Origin of the sequence: Nocardioides astragali (assembly GCF_024436375.1) — a bacterium.
Classification (GTDB): domain Bacteria; phylum Actinomycetota; class Actinomycetes; order Propionibacteriales; family Nocardioidaceae; genus Nocardioides; species Nocardioides astragali.
Window position 1 is genome coordinate 130,644 of sequence record NZ_JAFMZM010000007.1, and the last position, 19,959, is coordinate 150,602.

The following is a 19,959-nucleotide window of genomic DNA, read 5'->3' on the forward strand; positions in this document are numbered from 1 at the left end:
ACCCTAGTCGCGATCAGCGCTCGCAGCGCTGCTCCCGCTCGGCGACGCACCGGTCGCGGCCCTTGGACCCGTCGACCCGGTCGAACCCGCGGCCACCGATCAGGGTGTCGGCCGCCGCGTGGCCGTCGATCACGTCGGGCCCGCCGCCGCCATGGATGTGGTCGCGACCGTCGCCGCCGTCGATCGTGTCCCCGGCCGCGTTGCCGTGGATCCGGTCGTTGCCGCCGCGCCCCTCGATCTCGTCAGTGCCGGACCCGCCGAGCAGCCGGTCAGCACCCTGCCCACCTCGCAGGTGGTCGGCGGCGGGGCCGCCGAGCATCTCGGTCCGCGCCTGGCAGTCGAAGATGTAGAACTCGAAGTAGCCGTCGTAGACGTTGCGCAGGCGGTCGCGGCCGGCGTGGCCGCGCAGGTTGCCCACGCACCCGGCGAAGGACAGGTTGTTGCCACGGTGGTTGCCGACCATGGTGACCTCCGGGGCCATGAGGAGGGCGTCCTGGAGTCCGGCCACCGTGCTCGACCGGCCGTCGATCACCATCACTCCCTGCTCGAGGTCGAGTGTCATCGAGCCGGTCTCGTTGGCGGCGATGAGGCCGTTCCTGCCGTCGCCGCCGTCGATGCGGCTCCCGGCGGCGATGGCGGCCGGTTCCACGACGATCTGGTCCTGACCGGCAGCGGTCGCGATGTCCAGCTTGATCGCCCCCTGCTGGGGGTGCACCTCCAGGTGGTCGTTGCCCGGGGTGCCACGGTAGGTGACGGCCTCGTCCTCGACCTGCAGGTCGAGCGCCTCGAAGGAGGAGAAGCGGGCGCTCACGTCCTGGATCCCCGGCTGTGCGGAGATGCCGCTGAGGATCCCCGTCGTCATGTCGGCGGACATCTCGGCCTCGACCGGACGTGAAGTGGTGACCAGCGTGTCCGGGCCGAGGCCACCGGTGACGAGCCCGTCGGGGGCCGTCCGCCAGGTGACGAGCGTGACCCAGTCGTTTCCTTCCCCGGTGTCGATCACGTCGCGGTTGGGCTGGCCTTCGGCGCCGGTCGTGACACTGTCGCTGCCGGCCCCGGTGCGTACGTCGTCCCGGTCCGCGTCGATGCCCTCGGCCGCCCCCGCCCCGGTGATGACGCTGTCGGCCGAGCGGCCGCCGGCGAAGGTGTCGGCTCCCGTCCCCAGGGCGACGTTGTTGTAGTAGCCGGTGGGCGAGGCGGTGGTGTCGACCACGTCGTTGCCAGCACCCGCGTCGACGCTGATCAGGTTGGCGTTGGGGCGGTCGGGGGCCAGGCAGACGAGGTCGTCACCGCCCAGCGTGGAGATGTCCGTCGACTTCCCCGACACGATCACGTCGCGTCCCTCGGTGCCGGTGACGGCCGGACCGGACCCGACGATCGTCGCGGTCTCGCCGCGACAGGTCTCGCCGGCGGCGGTGGCCGCCGTGCTCGGCGCCAGCAGGGCCAGGCCCAGCAGCGGTGCAGCGGTCAGTGACGTCGTACGACGCATGGTTCCCCCAGGAGAAGCTGTCAGCGGAAGTCGATGAGCAACATGTCGGTGTCGGTGCCGTCGCTCACGACCGGTCCCTCCTGTGACGGCTCGTCCCCGTCAGAAGGTGCCCGCTCGTCGCGGTCGGTGACCACCGCGCGGTAGCAGCGCGTGACGTAGGGGATCTGCATGCCGTCCATCCCGCGGCCGTAGGCGTCGTAGAACGCCAGCACGTCGGCGAGGTGGCGCTCGCGCTGCCCGTCGTCCATCGCCGCGAAGCTCGAGCGCGACCGGGCCAGGTCGAGGATCGACTCGCGGTTGACCTCCTGCCAGTGCTTGAAGGTCGCCTCCTCCATGAAGCCGAAGAGGTCGCTGTGCACGAGGTGCTCCGAAGACGACGTGTCGAGGTCCTGGCGGCCGAGGATGTCGCCCATCTTGCGCACCCACGGGATCCGCTCGTCGCGGCTGTTCCACACGAGCGCGAGGTGGCCGCCGGGCTTGAGGATCCGGGCGATCTCCGCCAGCGCGACCTCGTGGTCGAACCAGTGGAAGGCCTGGGCGACCACCACGACGTCGACCGAGCGGTCGTTGGCGGGGATGTCCTCCGCGGTCGCAATCTTGGCGCTCACCTCCGGCACCCTCTCGCGCAGCACCTCGAGCATCGCCTCGTCGGGCTCGGTCGCGAAGACCGCGTGCCCCTGGTCGACGAGCTGCCGGGTGAGCTTGCCGGTGCCGGCGCCGAGCTCCAGGACGACCTTGGCCTCCCCGCCCGTCAGCCACGCGACCGCCTCGACGGGATAGGACGGGCGACCCCGGTCGTACGCCGCCGCGACTGGGCCGAAGGACCGCGCGCGGTCGACGGTGGCTGGGGGCTCGGGGAGTTCGTCGCTCATCGGCCTCAGGCTACAAGCGGACCTCGCACTTGTTGGTCTTCTCCGCCTCGCACACGTCGTGGCCCCTCCGACCCCGGGCGAGGTCCTCGTCAGAACCGCCGATCAGCCTGTCCGGCCCCGGAGAGCCCCAGATGAAGTCGCGTCCGTTGCCACCCAGGAAGTGTGCGCGGCGGCCCAGGCACATCAGCTCCTCACGTTTGAAGCGACCGACCCACCTGACCTGGTCGACCCCGCCGCGCGCGTCGACCCGCGCTCGGCAGGCGTGGACCAGGATGGTGTTGGCGCGGTCGGTGCCCGTCACCTTGACGTGCTCGGCCATCACCTTGGCCTGCTCGAAACCGGGCACCGCAATGGTGACTTCGTGCGAGCGGACGCGGGTGGACAGCCGACCACGACGGAGGTCGAGGTCGGCCTCCCGCTGGTCGGTGAGGACCAGCTCGATGGCGTCGTGCCTGCCCGCCCCCGCGTCGTACGTCGTCGCGGCGCTGGGGCGCCAGGCACGGAGGACGAGGCGATCGTTGCCACGGCCGAGGGTGACGTCCTGGGTCGCGCCGCGGGGGGCCCGGTAGATGTCCATCGACAGCTCGTCGGCATAGTCGCTCCCCCGGAAGACGAAGCTGCGAGGCCCCCGGTGCGCGGTGACGTGGAAGCGGCTGAAGCCGGTGAAGGCCAGGATGAGCTGTCCGTCCACGACCGCGGTGTCGACGATGTTGTCGAGGACGAGGGACTGCGACTCCGAGGCGTCGAGACGGAGCTCGCTCCCCGCCCCGCCGTCGACAAGGCCGGCCTGCGTCCCGATGCCGTACCAGTCGAGCCTGCCGTGACCCATCATGATCCGGTCGGCATTGGGGAGCCCTGGCTGTCCGGAGACCACGATGTCGGCGCCGGAGTCGCCCGTGTCGATGTCGTCGGTCTCGACGTCAGCTATCTCGGGGAGGCTGGCCCCGGCATGGACGACGTCGAGTGCCGTGGAGCCGTCGTACTCGTCGGCTCCCGGGCCGAGGACGGTCCAAGCGCCGTGGGGGACGGTCGTGGCGTCCACGACGTCGTTGCCGGGACCCGCATCGATGAAGGGCTCCGGAGCGAAGCCCGTGACGCAGACGACGTCGTCACCGCCGAGGGCACGGACCCTCTCGGCACCGGCGCTGACGATGACGTCGTTGCCCTCGGTGCCGGTGATCCGGCCGGAGTCGTCGACCTGGGTCGGGGTGGTCGGCATGCCCTGGCACGTGGCGGCCGCGGCGCCGGCGGAGGGCGGGGGCAGGAGCGTGAGGGCGAGCAGCAGGGTGGCAGGGATGGAGGTCGTGGAGCGCATGGGACACCTCGGGGCGGGATCAGCGACAGGCTACGACTGGGACGCGTCGCCTGCCAGAGATGTTGTCGGCGCGCGGGATGAGCGTGTGACCCGGTCTGGACCGCAGCCTCAGGGACGTACCTCGCAGCTCACCATCGTCTCGGCCTGGCAGGTGTCGCGGCCCTCGCGGCCGTCGACCGTGTCGCGGCCGGGACCGCCGACGAGGTGGTCGCGGCCCCGCGATCCCGTCAGCGCGTCGTCGCCGCGCCCGCCGTCGACGAACCCGCGACGCGACCGGCAGCCAGGGTTGTCCCACTCGGTGAGCGTGGCGTCGAGGCGGACCCGGTCCGGGCCGCCGTCGGCACTGACGTCGGCCCGGCAGGCCCGGACGATGATCTCCTCGCCGGCTGGGGTGCCGTCGACCTCGGCGCGCTCCGCCGAGACGACCAGGTCCTCGAAGTCGTCGAAAGTCCGCCGGACGGTCCGCTTGCCCTCACGGGCGGTGAACCGGCCGTCGTCCAGGTCGGCGACGACGTCCTGGCGCGGCGTGGCGAGCAGAAGGCGGTCGCGCCCAGCACCGCCGTCGTACCTGCTGCGGCCGTTGCCGAAGCCGTCGGAGGCGTAGAAGTCGTTGCCTCCGCGCATGTCGACGATGCGGTCGTAGGTGTCGCGGGCCTCGACGCTGAGCCACTCGACGCCGTCGGTGCCGCGGAACCGCACGGTGCCCTTGTAGGCGAACGTCGCGAACTCGTGCGCGTCGAACCCGCTCCAGGTGGCGCTGGACGTCTCGGTGACCGCGGTCCGTCGGACGGCGTCGATCATGGCGTCGCCCGACCGGGCGGTCGTGCGGAGGGTGCTGGTGCGACCGCCGGCGAGCCTGCCGGCCGAGGTCATGAAGCCTGTCCATTGGACCATCCCGCCGTCGATCTCCACGACGTCGGGGTTGGGCTGGGACGGGGCGCCGGAGTAGACCGTGGCGACGCCCGAAGTGACCCGGACCGTGTCGGCTGCGCTGTCGGCGGACAGGAGCTCGTCGGTCCTGATCTCCTGGTCCGCACCGGAGGCACCGACGTACGAGTCCGCGCCGCTGTCGAGCTGGGTGACGGTCCCCCAGCCCGGCGTCGTCGCCTCGACCCGGTCGTCGCCCGCTCCGGCAGCCACCACGACCGTGCGCGACTCCTCCGCCACCGCGCTCGCGTCACCTGTCACGCAGATCAGGTCGTCGCCGCCGTGGGCGATCACCCGTGAGGCGCCGTCGGTGACGATCACGTCCGCACCCTCGGAGCCCTCGATGACCTGGCCCGCGGTCCCGACGGTCGTGGCGGGCTGGCCCTGGCAGGTCTCGCCGACCGCGCCCGCGCTGGCGGGCGTCAGCAGTGCCAGGCCGAGCAGCGCGGCAGCGGACAAGGTGGTGGTGCGGAACATGGTCTCCCCCGAGGTCGGTGTGCGGGCTCACGATACGTGGATGGGATGCAGCGTCCGGCCGCTCGGTTGCCGTGAACTAGCGTTTCCTCCGTGACCGACCCGCTGGTGTGGCTGACCGACCTCGAGGGGGTCCGCTCGGCCTACGCGGGCACCCGCGACGGGATCGACGTCATGCTGCGCGACCGCGGCCTGCGTCGTACGTCGCCCGAGATGACCGCGGAGTCGCTGCTGCGCGGCGCCCACGCGAGCGCCGTGCTCGAGGGATCGACGTCCACGCTCGAGCAGGTGAGGGCGGGCGAGGCGGACGAGATCGCGGCCGACTCCGTACGGCTCTCCGCCTCGATGCTGGCGCTGGCCCCGTTGCTCAAGACCGCGCCGCTGCAGGCGATCGCGCGGCTGCACACGGTCGTCGCCTCGTCGGCGCTGGGCGCCGAGGAGCTCGGTCGCCCCCGGGATCCGGCATCGGCTGACCGGCTGCGGGGAGTGGCCGAGCTGCTCCTGTCCGGGACCGAGGCGCCGGCGCTGCTGGTGGCCGCCGTCGTCCACGCCGACGTCGCGACCGCGGCACCGTTCGCCTCGCACAACGGGATCGTCGCCCGGGCGCTGGAGCGGCTGGTGCTGGTCTCGCGCGGTGTCGACGCCAAGTCGCTCGTCGTGCCGGAGGCCGGGCACCTGGCCCACCGGGAGGCGTACGAGTCCAACCTCCGCGCCTACCGCGACGGCGGCCCGCGCGGTGTGCACGCGTGGGCGCTCTACGGAGCCGAGGCGTTCGCGGCCGGCGCCGAGGCGTCACCCCTGCGCGGCTGAGCCACCGCCCCTCGCACATGCGAGCGGCACCCGCTCACGAGGATCGGGTGCCGCCGCCGACACGTGAACCGTGGCTACCAAGCGTGCATTCTCTAAGTCGCCGCCCTCGGGCAGATCCCGAATGGCTAGCACCCCATCGGATGGGTGGATCGCCGCGTGGGTACCTGGTCACGTGCTGCTTGTGGAGTTCTTGACTCATGTCTAGTCCTGCTCGGGGGCGTCCACAAGGCTTGACTTTGCCGGGGGCCGGTGCGTGACGCTCAGGCCCCGAGGGCCCGCTTGCGGCGGCTGGCCCACATGACGCCTCCAGCGGCCATCGCCCCGCCCACGGCCAGTGCCGCGAGGGTCGGCTTGGCCGCCGGGACGAGTAGTCGTCGCCGCAGCGCCACCGGACGGACGAAGGCCAGGATCGGCCAGTCGTTGGCCGTCGCGATGCGACGCAGCTCCTTGTCGGGGTTGACCGCGAAGGGGTGGCCCACCACCTCGAGCATGTGCACGTCGGTGACCGAGTCGCTGTAGGCGTAGGACTCGGCAAGGTCGTAGCCGACGGTCGCCGCGAGGTGCTCGATCGCGCGGGCCTTCTCCTGGGCGTAGGCGTAGTAGTCGATGTTTCCGGTGTACTTGCCGTCCACGATCTCCATGCGCGTCGCGATGACCCGGTCGGCGCCGAGGAGCTCGCCGATGGGCTCGACGACCTCGGTTCCGGAGGCCGAGACGATGACGATGTCGCGCCCGGCGAGGCGGTGCTCCTCGATGAGGGTGACCGCTTCGTCGAAGACGAGCGGCTCGACGATGTTGTTGAGTGTCTCGTGGACGATCTCGCGCACGGTGGCGACGTCCCAGCCGGCGCAGAGCTGCGACATGAACTGGCGCATCTTGTCCATCTGGTCGTGGTCGGCGCCGCCGGTGAAGAAGACGAACTGTGCATACGCCGAGCGCAGCATCGCGCGCCTGGAGATGAGCCCGCCGGCCTGGAACTCGCGGCTGAAGGCCAACGTGCTCGACTTGGCGATGATCGTCTTGTCGAGGTCGAAGAAGGCCGCGGTGGGGCGCGTCATGCGTTCATCGTAGGGGGCCTGCGCGCGCGGATCGTGGTCCAACTGCTGTCCACAGGCGCGCTGCGACAGGGGTTGTCCACACGCCTTGAAGCTCCCGGTGGCCGGCGTCGGTGGAGCCGTCGACGCTCGTCCGCATGCCCGTCCTCCTCGTGACCCGCTCGTCTGCTCTCCACGACGCTGTCGTCCCGTTGTGTGCCGCCGCTGGGGTCGGCGCGCAGGTCTGCGACGAGCCCGCGCTCGTGCTGACGGCCTGGACCGACGCCGACCTGGTGCTGGTCGGCGCGGACCTCGCCGGCGAGGTGGCCGACCTCGCGCCGTTGCGGCGTCTCGGCGTCCACGTCGTCGGCCTGCCGCCGGGCGACGCTGCCTTCAGGTCGGCGGTGGCGCTCGGGGCGATGTCGGTGATCGACCTGGCGGAGTCGACCGACTGGTTGGTCGGCGCCCTGACCGACGTGGGCGAGCCGGCCTCGCCCGGGCGCATCGTCGGGGTGGTGGGCGGTGCCGGGGGAGCCGGCACCACCACGCTCGCCTGCGCGCTCGCGCAGTGGCACGCCCCACGGGGGCCGACGCTGCTGGTGGACGCCGACCCGCTCGGTCCGGGGCTCGACCGGTTGCTGGGCATGGAGGACGTCGCCGGCGTGCGGTGGGAGGGGCTGGTGGAGACCTCCGGTCGCCTCGGAGCCCGGGCGCTGCGCGAGAGCGTGCCGCGAGACGACCACCTCGGCGTCCTGACGTGGTCCGGGCTGCGACGGCGACTCGACCTGCCCACGGCACGGCGGATCCTGCCGGTGGCGGTGCGCGGTCACGACCTCGTGGTGCTCGACCTCGCCCGGCAGAGCGGCTCGACCCTGGCCGAGCTGGCCGACCGGTGCGACGAGCTGCTGGTGGTCACTCCGGCGACGGTCCCTGGGGTCGCCGCGACGGCACGGCTCGTGGCCGAGCTCGGCCTGGACGGTCGCGCCGGGCTCGTGGTGCGGCCTGGCGGGCTCAGCGACGCCGACGCCCACCGGCTCACCGGGCTGCCCGTGGTTGCCGCTGTCGCGGACCAGCGCGGGCTGGCCGCGTCGGTCGATCGCGGGCTCGGTCCGCTGACCCCTCGCGGTCCCCTGGCGCGGGCCGCGCGCGACCTGCTCTCGGAGGCCGCATGAACACCCCACGACGTTCCTCGGCTCCCCCGCTGCGCTCCTCCACCGACCAACGCCGCGGGGACCCCGCATGAACACCCCGGTGCCGTCCGCGGTTCTCGACGACGTACGCCGACGGCTCGCGGGATCAGCCGGCGAGCTCACGCCCCATCGAGTGGCCGAGGCGCTGCGGGCGTCCGGGTCCCCGGTCGGCGACGCGACGGTGCTGGCCGTGCACGACCTGCTGCGTCGCGACGTGCTCGGCGCAGGTCCGCTGGAGGAGCTGCTCCGGCTCCCGGACGTCACCGACGTCCTGGTCAACGGCCCCGAGGACGTCTGGATCGATCGTGGCGCTGGGCTGGAGCGGGTGTCGGTCGCGTTCCCGGACGACGCGGCGGTGCGCCGGCTCGCCCAGCGGCTGGCTGCCTCGGCCGGGCGAAGGCTGGACGACGCCACCCCGCACGCCGACGTACGCCTGCCGGACGGCACGCGGTTCCACGCCGTGCTCGCGCCGGTCGCGCGCTCTGGGACGGTCCTCTCCCTACGGGTGCCGCGCGGTCGGGTCTGGTCGCTGCCCGAGCTGGTGACGGCAGGCGCGCTGCCGCCGGACGGCGCGTTCCTGCTCGAGGAGTTGGTCGACTCGCGGTGCGCCTTCCTGGTGACCGGCGGCACCGGGACCGGCAAGACCTCCGTGCTGTCGGCGCTGCTGTCCTTGGTCGACCCCGGCGAGCGGATCGTGCTGGTCGAGGACGCCAGCGAGCTGCGACCCGACCACCCCCACGTGGTCGCTCTCGAGGGTCGGCCTCCCAACATCGAGGGGGCCGGGGCGATCTCGTTGCAGACCCTGGTGCGGCAGGCACTGCGGATGCGGCCGGACCGCCTGGTGGTGGGGGAGGTGCGGGGCGCCGAGGTGGTGGACCTTCTCGCCGCCCTCAACACCGGGCACGGGGGCGGCTGCGGGACCCTGCACGCCAACTCCGCGGCAGACGTCCCGGCACGGATCGAGGCGCTGTCGTTGGCCGCGGGGCTGCCGCGGGAGGCGGCGCACAGCCAGCTGGCCGCCGCACTGGACGTGGTCATCCACCTCGGCCGGGGCCGAGACGGCCGGCGCCGGATCCTCGAGCTCGGGGTGCCCGAGCGCGACGCCTCGGGCCTGGTGGCGCTGCGGAGCGCCGCGACCTTCGAATCGGACCGGGTGGTGCGCGGTCCGGCTGCCGGCACGTTGGCCGCACGGCTGGGTTCGGTCGCGTGGTGAGTGCCTGGGTGGCGGCTGTCCTGCTGGCCGCCGCGGTGGTGGCGTGGCTGCCGTCGGGGGGAGTGGCGACGGCACGGCAGTCGTCGCGTGCACGCCTCACGGGGCCGATGGCACTCGCGCGGTTCGGACGTCGGCACGGGACCGCGGCCGACCAAGCAGCGGTGCTCGACGTGTGCGACCTGCTCGCTGCCGAGCTCGCCGCTGGACGACCACCCGGCGCTGCCTTGGCAGCGGCCACTGAGAGGTGGCCACCGCTGGTGGCTGCGGTGGAGGCCGTACGCCTCGGGGCGGACGTCCCGGAGGCCCTGCGCAGGCTCGCGCTGGAGCGGCGCGGCGCGGCCGACCTGCGCTGGGTCGCCGGGGCCTGGCAGGTGGCGCAGCACTCCGGCCACGGCCTGGCGGCGGCGCTCGAACGCACGGCCGGTGGCCTGCGGGCCCGCCGGCGCACACGCCGTCTCGTCGACTCGGAGCTGGCGTCGGCGCGAGCGACCGCACGACTGGTGGCGTGCCTGCCCCTCGCCGTGCTGCTGATGGGGTCGGGCGCCGGGTCCGACCCGTGGTCGTTCCTGTTGGCCACCCCGGTCGGCTGGATCTGCCTGGCCGGCGGTCTCGGTCTCATCGGACTGGGGCTGTGGTGGATCGAGCGACTGGCCGATCGGGCGACCGCGCCGTGATCTGGGTCAGCGCGACCTGCGCCGCGGTGGCCGTCCTGTGCTGGATGCCCTCCGCCGCACCGGTCGCCCGACCGCGGGGTGCGCCCGATCTCAGCCTGCGGCCGCTGGGCGTGGTCGGTGCTGGCCTCTGCGCCTGGCTCTTCGTCGGCGGCGCGGCTGGCCCCGTGGCGGGGCTCGTCGCCGCCGCGGTTGCTGCGCGGGTGCTGGGCCGAGTCGAAGCGCCTGCCGTTCGTCGCGAGAGGGAGGAGGTGCACCGGACCCTGCCCCACCTCATCGACCTCTTCGCCTCGACTCTGCGTGCGGGGGCCGAGCCCGTCGCAGGCCTGGCACAGGTGTGCGCCGCGCTGCCCGGACCGGCTGCTGACCGTCTCGCCCCGGTCGTCGAGCAGGCGCGGTGGGGCGCGTCCGGTGCGGAGGCCTGGGGCGCGGTGGCCGACGACGAGGCCTTGGCCCCGCTCGCCCGCGCCATGGCGCGCTCGCAGGCCTCGGGCGCATCGGTCGTGCAGGTCGTGGAGCGCCTCGCCGACGAGCTCGAGCGCGAGGCGCTGGCCCAGGCCGAGGACGCGGCCCGGAGGGTCGGTGTCTCGGCCGCCATCCCACTCGGGGTGTGCCTGCTGCCGGCCTTCCTCCTCTTAGGCGTGGTGCCCACCGTGGCCTCGCTGCTCGGCTCGGTCGCGCCCTGACCGGCGGCACCGCCCGCCGGCATGCCGAGATGGTGGCCGGCACGTGTCCACAGGTCGTCCTGATCGGCGCTCGTGCACAGGCCGGCGACGCGCGGGGTGCGGAGGGCGCCCGGCCCTCCGAAGGTGGTTGCAGACGGGGTTCATCGGGAGCCCCCGCGACGACAGGGGAAATGATGAAGCTGCGGCATCACCAGAGGCAGGGTCGCGACGAGCGAGGCATCACCACGGCGGAGTACGCCGTCGGCACGGCGGCCGGGGCCGGGTTCGCCGGCCTTCTCTACAAGCTGCTCACCGGCGGCTTCGGGGACAAGTTGCTGGGTCGGCTCTTCGACCATGTCATGGGCCTGCTCGGCATCGGCTGATGGTCTCGCGAGCTCGGGAGGACAGGGGAGCGGCGACCGCCGAGCTCGCGCTGGGCATCCCGCTGCTGGTCGCGTTGACCGCCGGCCTCGTCTGGATGCTGGCGGTCGGCGCGGCCCAGGTGCGCGTCATCGACGCGTCCCGCGAGGCTGCGCGAGCGGTGGCCAGGGGCGACGACGTCGCCTCGGCCGAGGCGGTGGCCCTGCGGATCGCGCCCGAGGAGGCTCGCGTCCGCATCGAGGTCGGCGACAACCAGGTCGTGGTCACGACCAGCGCGCCGGTCTCCGGGCCCGGAGGGCTGCTGTCGTCACTGCCCGGGGTGACGGTCACAGCCGACGCAGTGGCTCTCGTGGAGACGTCGTGAGATGGCGGGAGCGCCCGGACGGCGGCTCCGCGACGGTGCTGGTGGTGGCGATGGCCGGAGTGCTGATGTTCGTGATGGTCGGACTCTCCTCGGTCGGCGGACTCGTCGCGGCGCAGCGGCGCGCTCAGTCGGCGGCTGACCTGGCAGCGCTGGGAGGGGCCGCCGCGCTGGACGACGCCTGCGGTGAGGCGGGGCGGATCGCAGCGGCCAACTCGGCCGCCCTTGACGGATGCACGGTGGACGGCCCAGAGGTCGCCGTCGTGGTGTCCGTCGCCGGTCCCCACCTGCCGGGTCGTCGGGTCCGGGTGAGCGCCGAGGCGCGCGCCGGCCCCGGGTGAGGGCTCAGCGGACGGCCTGGTGGAGGGCTCAGGCGCCGCTCAGAGCTTGTCGCGGTTGTGGTCCGGGTCCTCGTCGCGGCGCTCGGCCTCGACCCGCTCGAGCTTCTCGTTGAGCTTGGTCAGCTCCTTGCGCTCCTTGCGGTGCGCGAGGCCGCGGCGCGTGCCCCACTTGAGGATCGAGAAGCCCCACAGCACCGCCGCGCCGGCTGCGACGCCGACCAGGAAGGACTCCAAGGTGGTCACGCCGAAGCCGAGCAGCTCACCGCCGGCGCCGGCCTCGCTGACGAAGACGGCCGACAGGATCGCGATGCCGCCGAGGATGATGAGTGCCAGACCGAGGAAGACCATGCGGCGAATCTAGCGCCAAACCTCGGCAGCTGGCGCACCCGAAAGGAGTGCGTCCAGCAGGACGATCGCACCCGCCTTGTCGAGGGGGTTGTTCTGGTTGCCGCACTTGGGCGACTGGATGCACGAGGGGCATCCGTTGGCGCACTCGCAGCTCGCGATCGCCTCGCGGGTCGCTCCGAGCCATTCGGCGGCCGTGCGGAAGCCGCGCTCGGCGAAGCCTGCGCCTCCCGGGTGGCCGTCGTAGACGAACACGGTCAGCACGCCGGTGTCGGCATGGCGGGCCGTCGAGACGCCGCCGATGTCCCACCGGTCGCAGGTCGCGAAGAGCGGAAGGAGGCCGATCGAGCAGTGCTCCGCGGCGTGGGCCGCTCCCGGGACGTCGAGTGCTGCCAGACCCGCCTCGGCCACCACGTCGTCGGGGACCGTCCACCACACCGCCGTCGTACGCAGTGTGCGCTCGGGCAGGTCGAGCGGCTCCTCCGAGAGCACCTCGCCCCCGGGCTGGCGCCGTTTGAGGAAGGAGACGACCTGGTGGGAGACATCGACCTCGCCCAGCGAGAGCTCGCACCCGCCCCACGACCGGCGCTCGCGGGTGGCGACGATGCCGATGTCGGTGACCTCGCGCGCGGTCGTGCTGTAGGCGGGCTCGTCACGCCGCATGACCGCGACGTGGTGCTCGAGGTCGAGGTCCTCGACCAGCCACATCTCGCCCTGGTGGACGTAGACCGCGCCGGGGTGCGCCTGGTTGTGGGCGCCCCCTGCGTCGACGGTGCCGATCACCCGGCCGGTCCCGGCCTCGATCAGCTGCACCGGCGAGCCGCCGGCCGAGCGGATGTCGGCGAGGTCGGCGGCCCGGCCCCGGTCGGTCCAGAACCAGCCCCGCGGCCGTCGCCGCAGCAGGCCGAGCGAGGTCAGCTCGTCCACCACCTCGCGCGCCGTCGGCCCGAAGAGCGGCAGGTCGGCCTCGGTGAGCGGCGACTCCTGCGCCGCCGCGCAGAGGTGGGGACCCATCACGTGGGGGTTGGACGGGTCGAACACCGACGCCTCGACGGGCGCCCCGATGAGCATCTCGGGGTGGGTGACGAGGTAGGTGTCGAGCGGGTCGTCCTTCGCGACGAGCACCCCCAGGGCGTCCTGGGCGCCGCGCCCAGCACGCCCCACCTGCTGCCAGAACGCCGCGCGGGTGCCGGGGAAGCCGGCGATCAGCACCGCGTCGAGACCGCTGATGTCGATGCCCAGCTCGAGGGCGTTGGTCGCGGCCAGGCCCATCAGGTCGCCGCGTCGCAGCGCGGCCTCGAGCGCGCGTCGCTCCTCGGGGAGGTAGCCGCCGCGGTAGGCCGCCACCTTGTCCGGTAGCGACGGGTCGACCTCGGCAAGCAGGTCGGCAGCCGTGAGCGCCACCTGCTCGGCCCCGCGGCGCGACCGGATGAAGGCCAGCGTCCGGACGTCCTCGGCGACCAGGTCGGCCAGCAGGTCGGCGACCTCCGAGGACGCGGCCCGGCGCACCGGGGCGCCGTTCTCGCCGGCGTGGGAGGTGAAGGGGGGCTCCCACAGCAGCAGCGACACCTGGCCCCGCGGCGAGTCGTCCTGCGACAGCGCGACGACGTCGAACCCGGTCAGCGCAGCGGCGGTCAGCTCCGGCTGCGCAACCGTCGCCGACGCGAGCACGAACGTCGGGTGCGCGCCGTACATCGCGCACACCCGCCGCAACCGGCGCAGCACGTGGGAGACGTGGGCGCCGAACACTCCGCGGTAGTGGTGGCACTCGTCGACCACGACGTACTGCAGCGAGCCGAGGAAGCGCGACCACCGGTGGTGGGACGGGAGGAGCGAGCGGTGGAGCATGTCGGGGTTGGTGAGGACGTACTCCCCGAAGTCGCGCGTCCAGTCGCGCTCCTCCCGTGAGCTGTCTCCGTCGTGGGCCGCGAGGCGTACGTCGAGGCGCAGCGCCGCGAGCCCGGCGAGCTGGTCGTGGGCGAGCGCCTTGGTCGGCGCGAGGTAGAGGACGGACGCCCCGCGCTCCCCGCGTGGACCCCGTCCAGCGCGGATCGCGGCGAGCGCCGGGACCTGGTAGGCCAGCGACTTCCCCGACGCGGTCCCCGTCGCCACGATGACGTGGTCACCCGCGTGCGCGGCGTCGGCCGCGACCACCTGGTGGCGCCACGGGCGGGTCACGCCGTGCGCGGCATAGGCGGCTCGCAGGTCGTCGGGCACCCACTGCGGCCAGTCCTCGTGCACCGCCGCCCTGGCGGGCAGCACCTCGAGGTGCTGGAGCCGGTCCTCGCGCCCCGGGACCCCCGTGAGGCGCCTGATCAGCGCCTCCACAGGAGGCAGCACGCCGGGACGGGAAGGACTCACGAACGAAGTCTGGCAAACGGCTGCGACACGGCCGGATGAGGAGAAGTGTTGGGGACTCATGCGCGACGGGTGGGACTCGTGGTTTGATACCACCCGAAGAGCTAAGGGGCGCGAGGTGCGTCCCGCAGGCGCACTGTCCGAACTGATTTCGGGGACCGGGGAGCAGTCGTGGATCTCACCCTTGCGACACGCGAGGTGGATGGTCGCGCCGTCGTGGCCGTCGGCGGAGAGATCGACGTCTACACCGCGCCCAAGCTGCGTGACTGCATCACCGAGCTCGTGGGCTCCGGCACCTACGACATCGTGATCGACCTCGAGGCCGTCGAGTTCCTCGACAGCACCGGTCTCGGCGTGCTCGTCGGCGGCCTCAAGAAGGTCCGCGCGCACGACGGCTCCCTCGACCTGGTCTGCACCCAGGAGCGCCTGCTCAAGATCTTCCGGATCACCGGCCTCGCCAAGGTGTTCGTGATCCACGACTCCGCCGGCATCGCTCCCGGCGCCTGATCCGACCCGTCCACCCTTTGCGGTGGGATCGGTGTGGCGTGGGTCACCCTGCCCCGTGATCCGGATCACGTCTGCGTAGACTCCGGCGCGTTCATGGATCTATGTCCTAGGAGGACTCGCATGACGGGGATCTTGCCCGCGGTCGTGAAGCCTGAGCTCGACGGGGGAAACCTGGTCCTGGTCGTCGTCGTCGCCCTGATCGCGCTCGGCGCGCTCGGGATGGCAGCGATGTTCAGGTCCCAGGTGCTGGCCGCCGGCGAGGGCACCGACAACATGAGGACCATCGCCCTGGCCGTCCAGGAGGGCGCCAACGCCTACCTGACCCGGCAGTTCCGGACCCTGGCCGTCTTCGCGGCGATCGCGTTCTTCGCGCTGCTGGTGCTGCCGGCCGACGACACCGTCGTACGGATCTTCCGCTCGGTGTTCTTCATCGTCGGTGCGGCCTTCTCCGCAGCCGTGGGATATCTCGGCATGAACCTGGCCGTGCGCGCCAACCTGCGCGTCGCCGCGGCGGCTGAGACCACCGGCCGGGAGCCGGCCATGACGATCGGCCTGCGCACGGGCGCCATGGTGGGCATGCTCACCGTCGGCCTCGGTCTGCTCGGCGCCAGCCTCGTGGTGCTCTTCTTCCAGGACGAGGCGCCTCACGTGCTCGAGGGCTTCGGCTTCGGCGCCGCCCTGCTCGCCATGTTCATGCGAGTCGGCGGCGGCATCTTCACCAAGGCGGCCGACGTCGGTGCCGACCTGGTCGGCAAGGTCGAGCAGAACATCCCCGAGGACGACCCGCGCAACGCCGCCACGATCGCGGACAACGTCGGCGACAACGTGGGCGACTGCGCCGGCATGGCTGCCGACCTCTTCGAGTCGTACGCCGTCACGCTGGTCGCCGCGCTGATCCTCGGCTCGCAGGCGTTCGGCGACAAGGGCCTCGTCTTCCCGCTGCTGATCCCGGCCATCGGCGCCCTCACCGCGGTCGCGGGCGTCTACCTCACCAAGCCCAAGCCCACCGAGAACGGCCTCACGACCATCAACCGGTCGTTCTACCTCTCCTCGGCCATCGCCGCCGTGGCGAGCGTCGTGCTCTCCTACATCTACCTCCCGGGCAGCTTCTCGGAGTTCACCAACATCGCCGACGGCCTGGCCGGCGCCGAAGGTGACCCCCGCTTCATCGCGTCCTCCGCCGTGGTCATCGGCATCGTGATGTCCGCCGGGATCCTGGCCCTCACCGGCTACTACACCGGCACCGAGTACCGCCCCGTCAAGGACGTCGGCAAGACCTCCCTCACCGGTGCGGCTACGGTCATCCTGTCCGGCCTGTCGGTCGGCTTCGAGTCGGCGGTCTACACCACGCTGGTCATCGGTTCGGCCGTGTTCGGCGCCTACCTCCTCGGCGGCGCCGCGCTCACTGTGTCGCTGTTCGCCGTCGCCCTCGCCGGGTGTGGCCTGCTGACCACCGTCGGCGTGATCGTCGCGATGGACACCTTCGGCCCGGTCTCCGACAACGCCCAGGGCATCGCCGAGATGTCGGGCGACGTCAGCCCCGAGGGCGCGCAGATCCTCACCGAGCTCGACGCCGTCGGCAACACCACCAAGGCGATCACCAAGGGCATCGCGATCGCGACGGCCGTGCTGGCCGCGACCGCGCTGTTCGGCTCCTACGCCACGTCGGTGTTCGAGTCGCTCGAGGAGGCCAACGTCGGGCTCGACGAGGCCTACCTCCTCGACTTCAGCGTCTTCAACCCGGCCGTCATCGTCGGCGTGCTGCTCGGCGCGGCTGTCGTGTTCCTCTTCTCCGGCCTGGCGATCAACGCCGTCGCCCGCGCCGCCGGCGCGGTCGTCTACGAAGTGCGCCGCCAGTTCCGCGAGATCCCCGGCATCATGGAGGGCACCGGCCGTCCGGAGTACGGCAAGGTCGTCGACATCGTCACCAAGGACTCGCTGCGCGAGCTCGTGACGCCCGGCATCCTGGCCGTCCTGGCGCCCGTGGCCGTCGGCTTCGGCCTCGGTGCCACGGCCCTCGCTGGCTTCCTCGCCGGTGCCATCGGCGCCGGCACCCTGATGGCCGTCTTCCTGGCCAACGCCGGCGGCGCCTGGGACAACGCCAAGAAGCTCGTCGAGGACGGCCACCACGGCGGCAAGGGCTCGCCCGCCCACGAGGCCACCATCATCGGTGACACCGTCGGTGACCCGTTCAAGGACACCGCCGGCCCGGCCATCAACCCGCTCATCAAGGTGATGAACCTCGTCTCGCTGCTCATCGCGAGCGCGGTCGTCTCCCTGAGTGTGGGTGACGACCAGAACGACGCGCTCCGCGTCGTCATCGCGCTCGTCGCGGTCGCGATCATCGCCGGCGCAGTCGTCGTGTCCAAGCGGCGTGAGGTCGCCATCGCCGACGACGGTGACAACACCGGCTCCTCGTCGCTCGCCCCGCACCACGCCTGACCCAGCCCGACCCCGTACGCCGTCAGCGGCCCGTCACCCCTCCGCGGGGTGGCGGGCCGCTGTCGTCGGCGGCGTCAGCGCTCGTCGAAGTGGGGGCGGGTGAGCTCCTCGGCCAACCCGCCGAGTGCGGTGCGGTCGTCGGCGTCGCCGGGGTGGGGAGCCTGCAGCCACGACGCGAACGCCCAGATCTCCGACAGCCGCCACTCGAGGTCGAAGAGCCGCACCATGGCGGGGTCGTGGTCCACGTCGCGGCCCTCGTGGACCAGCGTCGCGAGGTCCCGCTCACGGGGCGCGAGGAGGAGCGACTCCCAGTCGAGGAGCCACGTGCGCCCGCGGGCGACCCACTGGTTGTGCACGCCCGGCTCGCCGTGCGTGACGACGTACGTCTCGGGGTCGGCCAGGGTCAGGAGCCGCGCGTGCTCGCGCGCCCATCCGCCCACGCGGGCGAGGTGCTCGACCACGAGCTCCCGCGCCGCCGGGCCGAGCGGTCCTGACCAGTCCTGCTGCAGCAGGCCACGCAGCCGGTCGCCGAGGCCGGGGTCGACAACGGTCGCCCACGCCGGCGCCCCGGCCGGCGGTGCGACGGCGTGCAGCCGGGCGAGCATCTCCGGCACCTCGGGCACCGAGCTGTCCGGTCGCTCACCGGGCAGCCACCCGCTCACGCTCCAGGAACGGTCCCCGGCGCGCACGGTGTACCCGCCGTCCGTGCGGGACAGGGAGGGCCACACGAAGTCGAGCCCCAGTCCCGCTGCGGTCGCATAGGCGGCCTCGAGCGTCCCGGCCGTGTGGCGTGGCGTGGCCGGGTCGAGGGTCGCGAACAGCAGAGGGACCCCGGCCTGGTCCACCCGCCAGTGGTGGGCCCCCCACCCGACCGGCAGGTGCTCGACCGCATCGGCCCGCGGCTCCCAGTGGCGCCGGACGACCTCGAGGACGTCCGCGTCGGTCACGTCCGAGGGCGGCTGGAGCACCGGGTCATGCTGGCACGTGTGTCTGCGAGGCTTGACGCCATGCCCACGAGCCTCGACTTCACCGGCCCCCTGCGCGAGGCCCTGCTCGCCGCCGACTTCACCTACGACCGCGTCGCCGAGGCCATCGGCGAGGAGGCGCACCGCGCGCTCGGGCGCAACGAGACGCTGCCCGCGCTGCGGCGTACGACGTCGGGCGGGCCGCTCGACACCCTCATCCGGCTCTTCCTGCTCCAGACCCCTGTGGGCCGGGACGCGGCGGACCGGGCCCTGCCCGGCCTGGTCGACCGGCTCTGCAACGCCGGCCTGCTCGAGCAGAGCGTCAGCGAGGTGGCGGCCCGGATGGACTGCCGCCCCTACGGCACCTCCGAAGCAGGCCAGGAGCGCGACCTGTGGGTGGTCTCCGACCTGACGCCGGGCCTGGACGGGGCGCCGGTGGCGGTCGGCCCGGACCACGTGCTCGGCATCTCGAGCGCGTCGACCAGCCTGGCGCAGCTGACCATGCGCGAGCCGGTCGGGCGCGCCCTCGACCTCGGCACGGGGTGCGGGGTGCAGGCGCTGCACCTGGCCGCGCATGCGGGCCACGTCGTGGCGACCGACGTCAACACCCGCGCCCTCTGGATGACCAGGCTCAACGCGGCGCTCAACGGCTTCGAGGTCGACGTCCGGGAGGGCTCCTTCTTCGAGCCGGTGGCGGGCGAGCGCTTCGACCTGATCTCGACCAACCCGCCGTTCGTGATCTCGCCCGCGACCGGCGAGCGGCTGGTCTACCGCGACTCCGGCCTGCCCGGCGACCGGGTGGTCGAGCACATCGTGCGCACCGGCCCCGACCACCTGTCCGAGGGCGGCTGGCTCCAGGTCCTCGCCAACTGGGCGGTCGTCGACGGTCAGTCGTGGGACGAGCGCCTCGGATCGTGGCTGCGGGAGGACTGCGACGCGCTGGTGGTGCAGCGCGAGACCCTCGACCCGGCGGCGTACGTCGAGCTGTGGCTCAAGGACAGCGGCCACCACGGAGGCCCGGACTACGCCCAGCGCTACGACACCTGGCTGTCGTGGCTGGAGGAGACCGGGATCGTGGGCATCGGCTTCGGGTGGATCAACGTCCGGCTCGCCGGTGCCGGCCACGCGGGGCGGCACGAGCTGATCGAGTGGCCGTACGACGTCGAGCAGCCGATCGGGCCGGCGATCCACGACTGGGGCGCGGCGGTCACCGACCTGCGCGACCTCAGCGACGACGAGCTGCTCGCCCGGACCCTGCGGGCGCGCGACGACGTGCAGCAGGAGACTGTCGGCAGGCCGGGCGCCGAGGACCCGGAGGCCATCGTGCTGCGCCAGCAGCGCGGCTTCCGCCGCGCCCGCACCGCCGACACGGTCGAGGCCGCCTTCTTGGGCGCCTGCGACGGCGACCTCAGTGTCGGCCAGCTCCTCGGAGCCCTCGGTGCGCTGCTCGAGCGCGACGAGGCGGACCTGCGGACGACGTACCTGCCCGTCGTGCGTGACCTCATCGGCCAGGGCTACCTCGTCTGACGCTCATGCGCAGCGCGACTTGTGTCGACGGGCAAACAAAAGACGCCTGATCGTTGACGTGACCGTCGTCAC

Annotated in this window: 19 protein-coding genes; 11 read left to right on the plus strand and 8 right to left on the minus strand. The window is 72.8% G+C overall.

What is annotated here, in order from left to right; translation table 11 throughout:
* Nucleotides 1-13 precede the first annotated feature (13 nt).
* The 4 genes from J3P44_RS22405 to J3P44_RS22420 all read right to left on the minus strand — a co-directional run bounded on the left by J3P44_RS22405 (nucleotide 14) and on the right by J3P44_RS22420 (nucleotide 5,080).
* On the minus strand, nucleotides 14-1,489 hold the full coding sequence (locus J3P44_RS22405; protein WP_255892721.1) for a calcium-binding protein: 1,476 nt from the start codon (nucleotides 1,487-1,489) through the stop codon (nucleotides 14-16).
* Between the two features lie 20 nt (nucleotides 1,490-1,509).
* Nucleotides 1,510-2,361 (minus strand): class I SAM-dependent methyltransferase, encoded by an 852-nt coding sequence (locus tag J3P44_RS22410; RefSeq protein ID WP_255892722.1) that lies wholly within the window; start codon nucleotides 2,359-2,361, stop codon nucleotides 1,510-1,512.
* Nucleotides 2,362-2,371: 10 nt separating this feature from the next.
* Complete coding sequence (locus J3P44_RS22415; protein ID WP_255892723.1) at nucleotides 2,372-3,676, minus strand: hypothetical protein; 1,305 nt, start codon at nucleotides 3,674-3,676, stop codon at nucleotides 2,372-2,374.
* A 108-nt stretch (nucleotides 3,677-3,784) separates the two neighbouring features.
* On the minus strand, nucleotides 3,785-5,080 hold the full coding sequence (locus J3P44_RS22420) for a hypothetical protein (RefSeq protein ID WP_255892724.1): 1,296 nt from the start codon (nucleotides 5,078-5,080) through the stop codon (nucleotides 3,785-3,787).
* Nucleotides 5,081-5,170: 90 nt separating this feature from the next.
* On the opposite strand from J3P44_RS22420, the gene J3P44_RS22425 reads away from it, so the two are divergent.
* Entirely contained in the window at nucleotides 5,171-5,887 is a 717-nt protein-coding gene (locus tag J3P44_RS22425) for a Fic family protein (protein WP_255892725.1), read from the plus strand.
* Between the two features lie 260 nt (nucleotides 5,888-6,147).
* On the opposite strand, the gene J3P44_RS22430 is transcribed toward J3P44_RS22425, so the two are convergent.
* Nucleotides 6,148-6,945 (minus strand): HAD family hydrolase, encoded by a 798-nt coding sequence (locus J3P44_RS22430; RefSeq protein WP_255892726.1) that lies wholly within the window; start codon nucleotides 6,943-6,945, stop codon nucleotides 6,148-6,150.
* Nucleotides 6,946-7,079: 134 nt separating this feature from the next.
* Between J3P44_RS22430 and ssd the strand changes: the two genes are divergently transcribed.
* The 7 genes from ssd (at nucleotide 7,080) to J3P44_RS22465 (ending at nucleotide 11,743) form a co-directional block, all read left to right on the plus strand.
* Complete coding sequence (gene ssd / locus J3P44_RS22435) at nucleotides 7,080-8,093, plus strand: septum site-determining protein Ssd (protein ID WP_255892727.1); 1,014 nt, start codon at nucleotides 7,080-7,082, stop codon at nucleotides 8,091-8,093.
* 67 nt (nucleotides 8,094-8,160) lie between these two features.
* Entirely contained in the window at nucleotides 8,161-9,324 is a 1,164-nt protein-coding gene (locus J3P44_RS22440; RefSeq protein ID WP_255892728.1) for a TadA family conjugal transfer-associated ATPase, read from the plus strand.
* Nucleotides 9,321-9,998 (plus strand): type II secretion system F family protein, encoded by a 678-nt coding sequence (locus J3P44_RS22445; protein WP_255892729.1) that lies wholly within the window; start codon nucleotides 9,321-9,323, stop codon nucleotides 9,996-9,998. Before J3P44_RS22440 ends, J3P44_RS22445 begins: the two co-directional genes overlap by 4 nt.
* Nucleotides 9,995-10,681 carry a type II secretion system F family protein gene (locus J3P44_RS22450; protein WP_255892730.1) on the plus strand — a complete coding sequence of 229 codons (687 nt, stop codon included), beginning with the start codon at nucleotides 9,995-9,997 and terminating at the stop codon, nucleotides 10,679-10,681. Before J3P44_RS22445 ends, J3P44_RS22450 begins: the two co-directional genes overlap by 4 nt.
* 173 nt (nucleotides 10,682-10,854) lie before the next feature.
* Complete coding sequence (locus J3P44_RS22455) at nucleotides 10,855-11,043, plus strand: DUF4244 domain-containing protein (protein ID WP_255892731.1); 189 nt, start codon at nucleotides 10,855-10,857, stop codon at nucleotides 11,041-11,043.
* Nucleotides 11,043-11,405, plus strand: coding sequence for a TadE family protein (locus tag J3P44_RS22460; RefSeq protein ID WP_255892732.1), 363 nt, complete (start codon nucleotides 11,043-11,045; stop codon nucleotides 11,403-11,405). The genes J3P44_RS22455 and J3P44_RS22460 overlap by 1 nt, the downstream gene beginning before the upstream one ends.
* A complete protein-coding gene (locus J3P44_RS22465) occupies nucleotides 11,402-11,743 on the plus strand; it encodes an Rv3654c family TadE-like protein (protein WP_255892733.1) in 342 nt (113 codons plus the stop codon). Before J3P44_RS22460 ends, J3P44_RS22465 begins: the two co-directional genes overlap by 4 nt.
* 39 nt (nucleotides 11,744-11,782) lie before the next feature.
* Here the strand turns inward: J3P44_RS22465 and J3P44_RS22470 are convergent, their stop codons facing one another.
* Nucleotides 11,783-12,091 carry a hypothetical protein gene (locus J3P44_RS22470; protein WP_255892734.1) on the minus strand — a complete coding sequence of 103 codons (309 nt, stop codon included), beginning with the start codon at nucleotides 12,089-12,091 and terminating at the stop codon, nucleotides 11,783-11,785.
* 9 nt (nucleotides 12,092-12,100) lie between these two features.
* Nucleotides 12,101-14,449: a DEAD/DEAH box helicase gene (sftH, locus tag J3P44_RS22475; protein WP_255892735.1), complete on the minus strand. Its 2,349-nt coding sequence runs from the start codon at nucleotides 14,447-14,449 to the stop codon at nucleotides 12,101-12,103.
* A gap of 168 nt (nucleotides 14,450-14,617) precedes the next feature.
* Here sftH and J3P44_RS22480 point away from each other — a divergent pair, with 168 nt between their 5' ends.
* Both J3P44_RS22480 and J3P44_RS22485 read left to right on the plus strand, forming a co-directional pair.
* Nucleotides 14,618-14,953, plus strand: coding sequence for an STAS domain-containing protein (locus J3P44_RS22480; protein WP_255892736.1), 336 nt, complete (start codon nucleotides 14,618-14,620; stop codon nucleotides 14,951-14,953).
* A 120-nt stretch (nucleotides 14,954-15,073) separates the two neighbouring features.
* Nucleotides 15,074-17,395 (plus strand): sodium-translocating pyrophosphatase, encoded by a 2,322-nt coding sequence (locus J3P44_RS22485; RefSeq protein ID WP_255892737.1) that lies wholly within the window; start codon nucleotides 15,074-15,076, stop codon nucleotides 17,393-17,395.
* A gap of 74 nt (nucleotides 17,396-17,469) precedes the next feature.
* Here the strand turns inward: J3P44_RS22485 and J3P44_RS22490 are convergent, their stop codons facing one another.
* Nucleotides 17,470-18,363 carry a hypothetical protein gene (locus J3P44_RS22490; protein ID WP_255892738.1) on the minus strand — a complete coding sequence of 298 codons (894 nt, stop codon included), beginning with the start codon at nucleotides 18,361-18,363 and terminating at the stop codon, nucleotides 17,470-17,472.
* A 39-nt stretch (nucleotides 18,364-18,402) separates the two neighbouring features.
* Between J3P44_RS22490 and J3P44_RS22495 the strand changes: the two genes are divergently transcribed.
* Nucleotides 18,403-19,887 (plus strand): DUF7059 domain-containing protein, encoded by a 1,485-nt coding sequence (locus J3P44_RS22495; protein WP_255892739.1) that lies wholly within the window; start codon nucleotides 18,403-18,405, stop codon nucleotides 19,885-19,887.
* The last annotated feature ends 72 nt before the right edge of the window (nucleotides 19,888-19,959 follow it).

Bases quoted from the DNA above. Each gene is read 5' to 3' on its own strand.
- J3P44_RS22405 (WP_255892721.1), bottom strand. From the start codon at position 1,489: ATGCGTCGTACGACGTCACTGACCGCTGCACCGCTGCTGGGCCTGGCC.
- J3P44_RS22410 (WP_255892722.1), bottom strand. From the start codon at position 2,361: ATGAGCGACGAACTCCCCGAGCCCCCAGCCACCGTCGACCGCGCGCGG.
- J3P44_RS22415 (WP_255892723.1), bottom strand. From the start codon at position 3,676: ATGCGCTCCACGACCTCCATCCCTGCCACCCTGCTGCTCGCCCTCACG.
- J3P44_RS22420 (WP_255892724.1), bottom strand. From the start codon at position 5,080: ATGTTCCGCACCACCACCTTGTCCGCTGCCGCGCTGCTCGGCCTGGCA.
- J3P44_RS22430 (WP_255892726.1), bottom strand. From the start codon at position 6,945: ATGACGCGCCCCACCGCGGCCTTCTTCGACCTCGACAAGACGATCATC.
- ssd (WP_255892727.1), top strand. From the start codon at position 7,080: ATGCCCGTCCTCCTCGTGACCCGCTCGTCTGCTCTCCACGACGCTGTC.
- J3P44_RS22440 (WP_255892728.1), top strand. From the start codon at position 8,161: ATGAACACCCCGGTGCCGTCCGCGGTTCTCGACGACGTACGCCGACGG.
- J3P44_RS22455 (WP_255892731.1), top strand. From the start codon at position 10,855: ATGAAGCTGCGGCATCACCAGAGGCAGGGTCGCGACGAGCGAGGCATC.
- J3P44_RS22460 (WP_255892732.1), top strand. From the start codon at position 11,043: ATGGTCTCGCGAGCTCGGGAGGACAGGGGAGCGGCGACCGCCGAGCTC.
- J3P44_RS22470 (WP_255892734.1), bottom strand. From the start codon at position 12,091: ATGGTCTTCCTCGGTCTGGCACTCATCATCCTCGGCGGCATCGCGATC.
- J3P44_RS22485 (WP_255892737.1), top strand. From the start codon at position 15,074: ATGACGGGGATCTTGCCCGCGGTCGTGAAGCCTGAGCTCGACGGGGGA.
- J3P44_RS22495 (WP_255892739.1), top strand. From the start codon at position 18,403: ATGCCCACGAGCCTCGACTTCACCGGCCCCCTGCGCGAGGCCCTGCTC.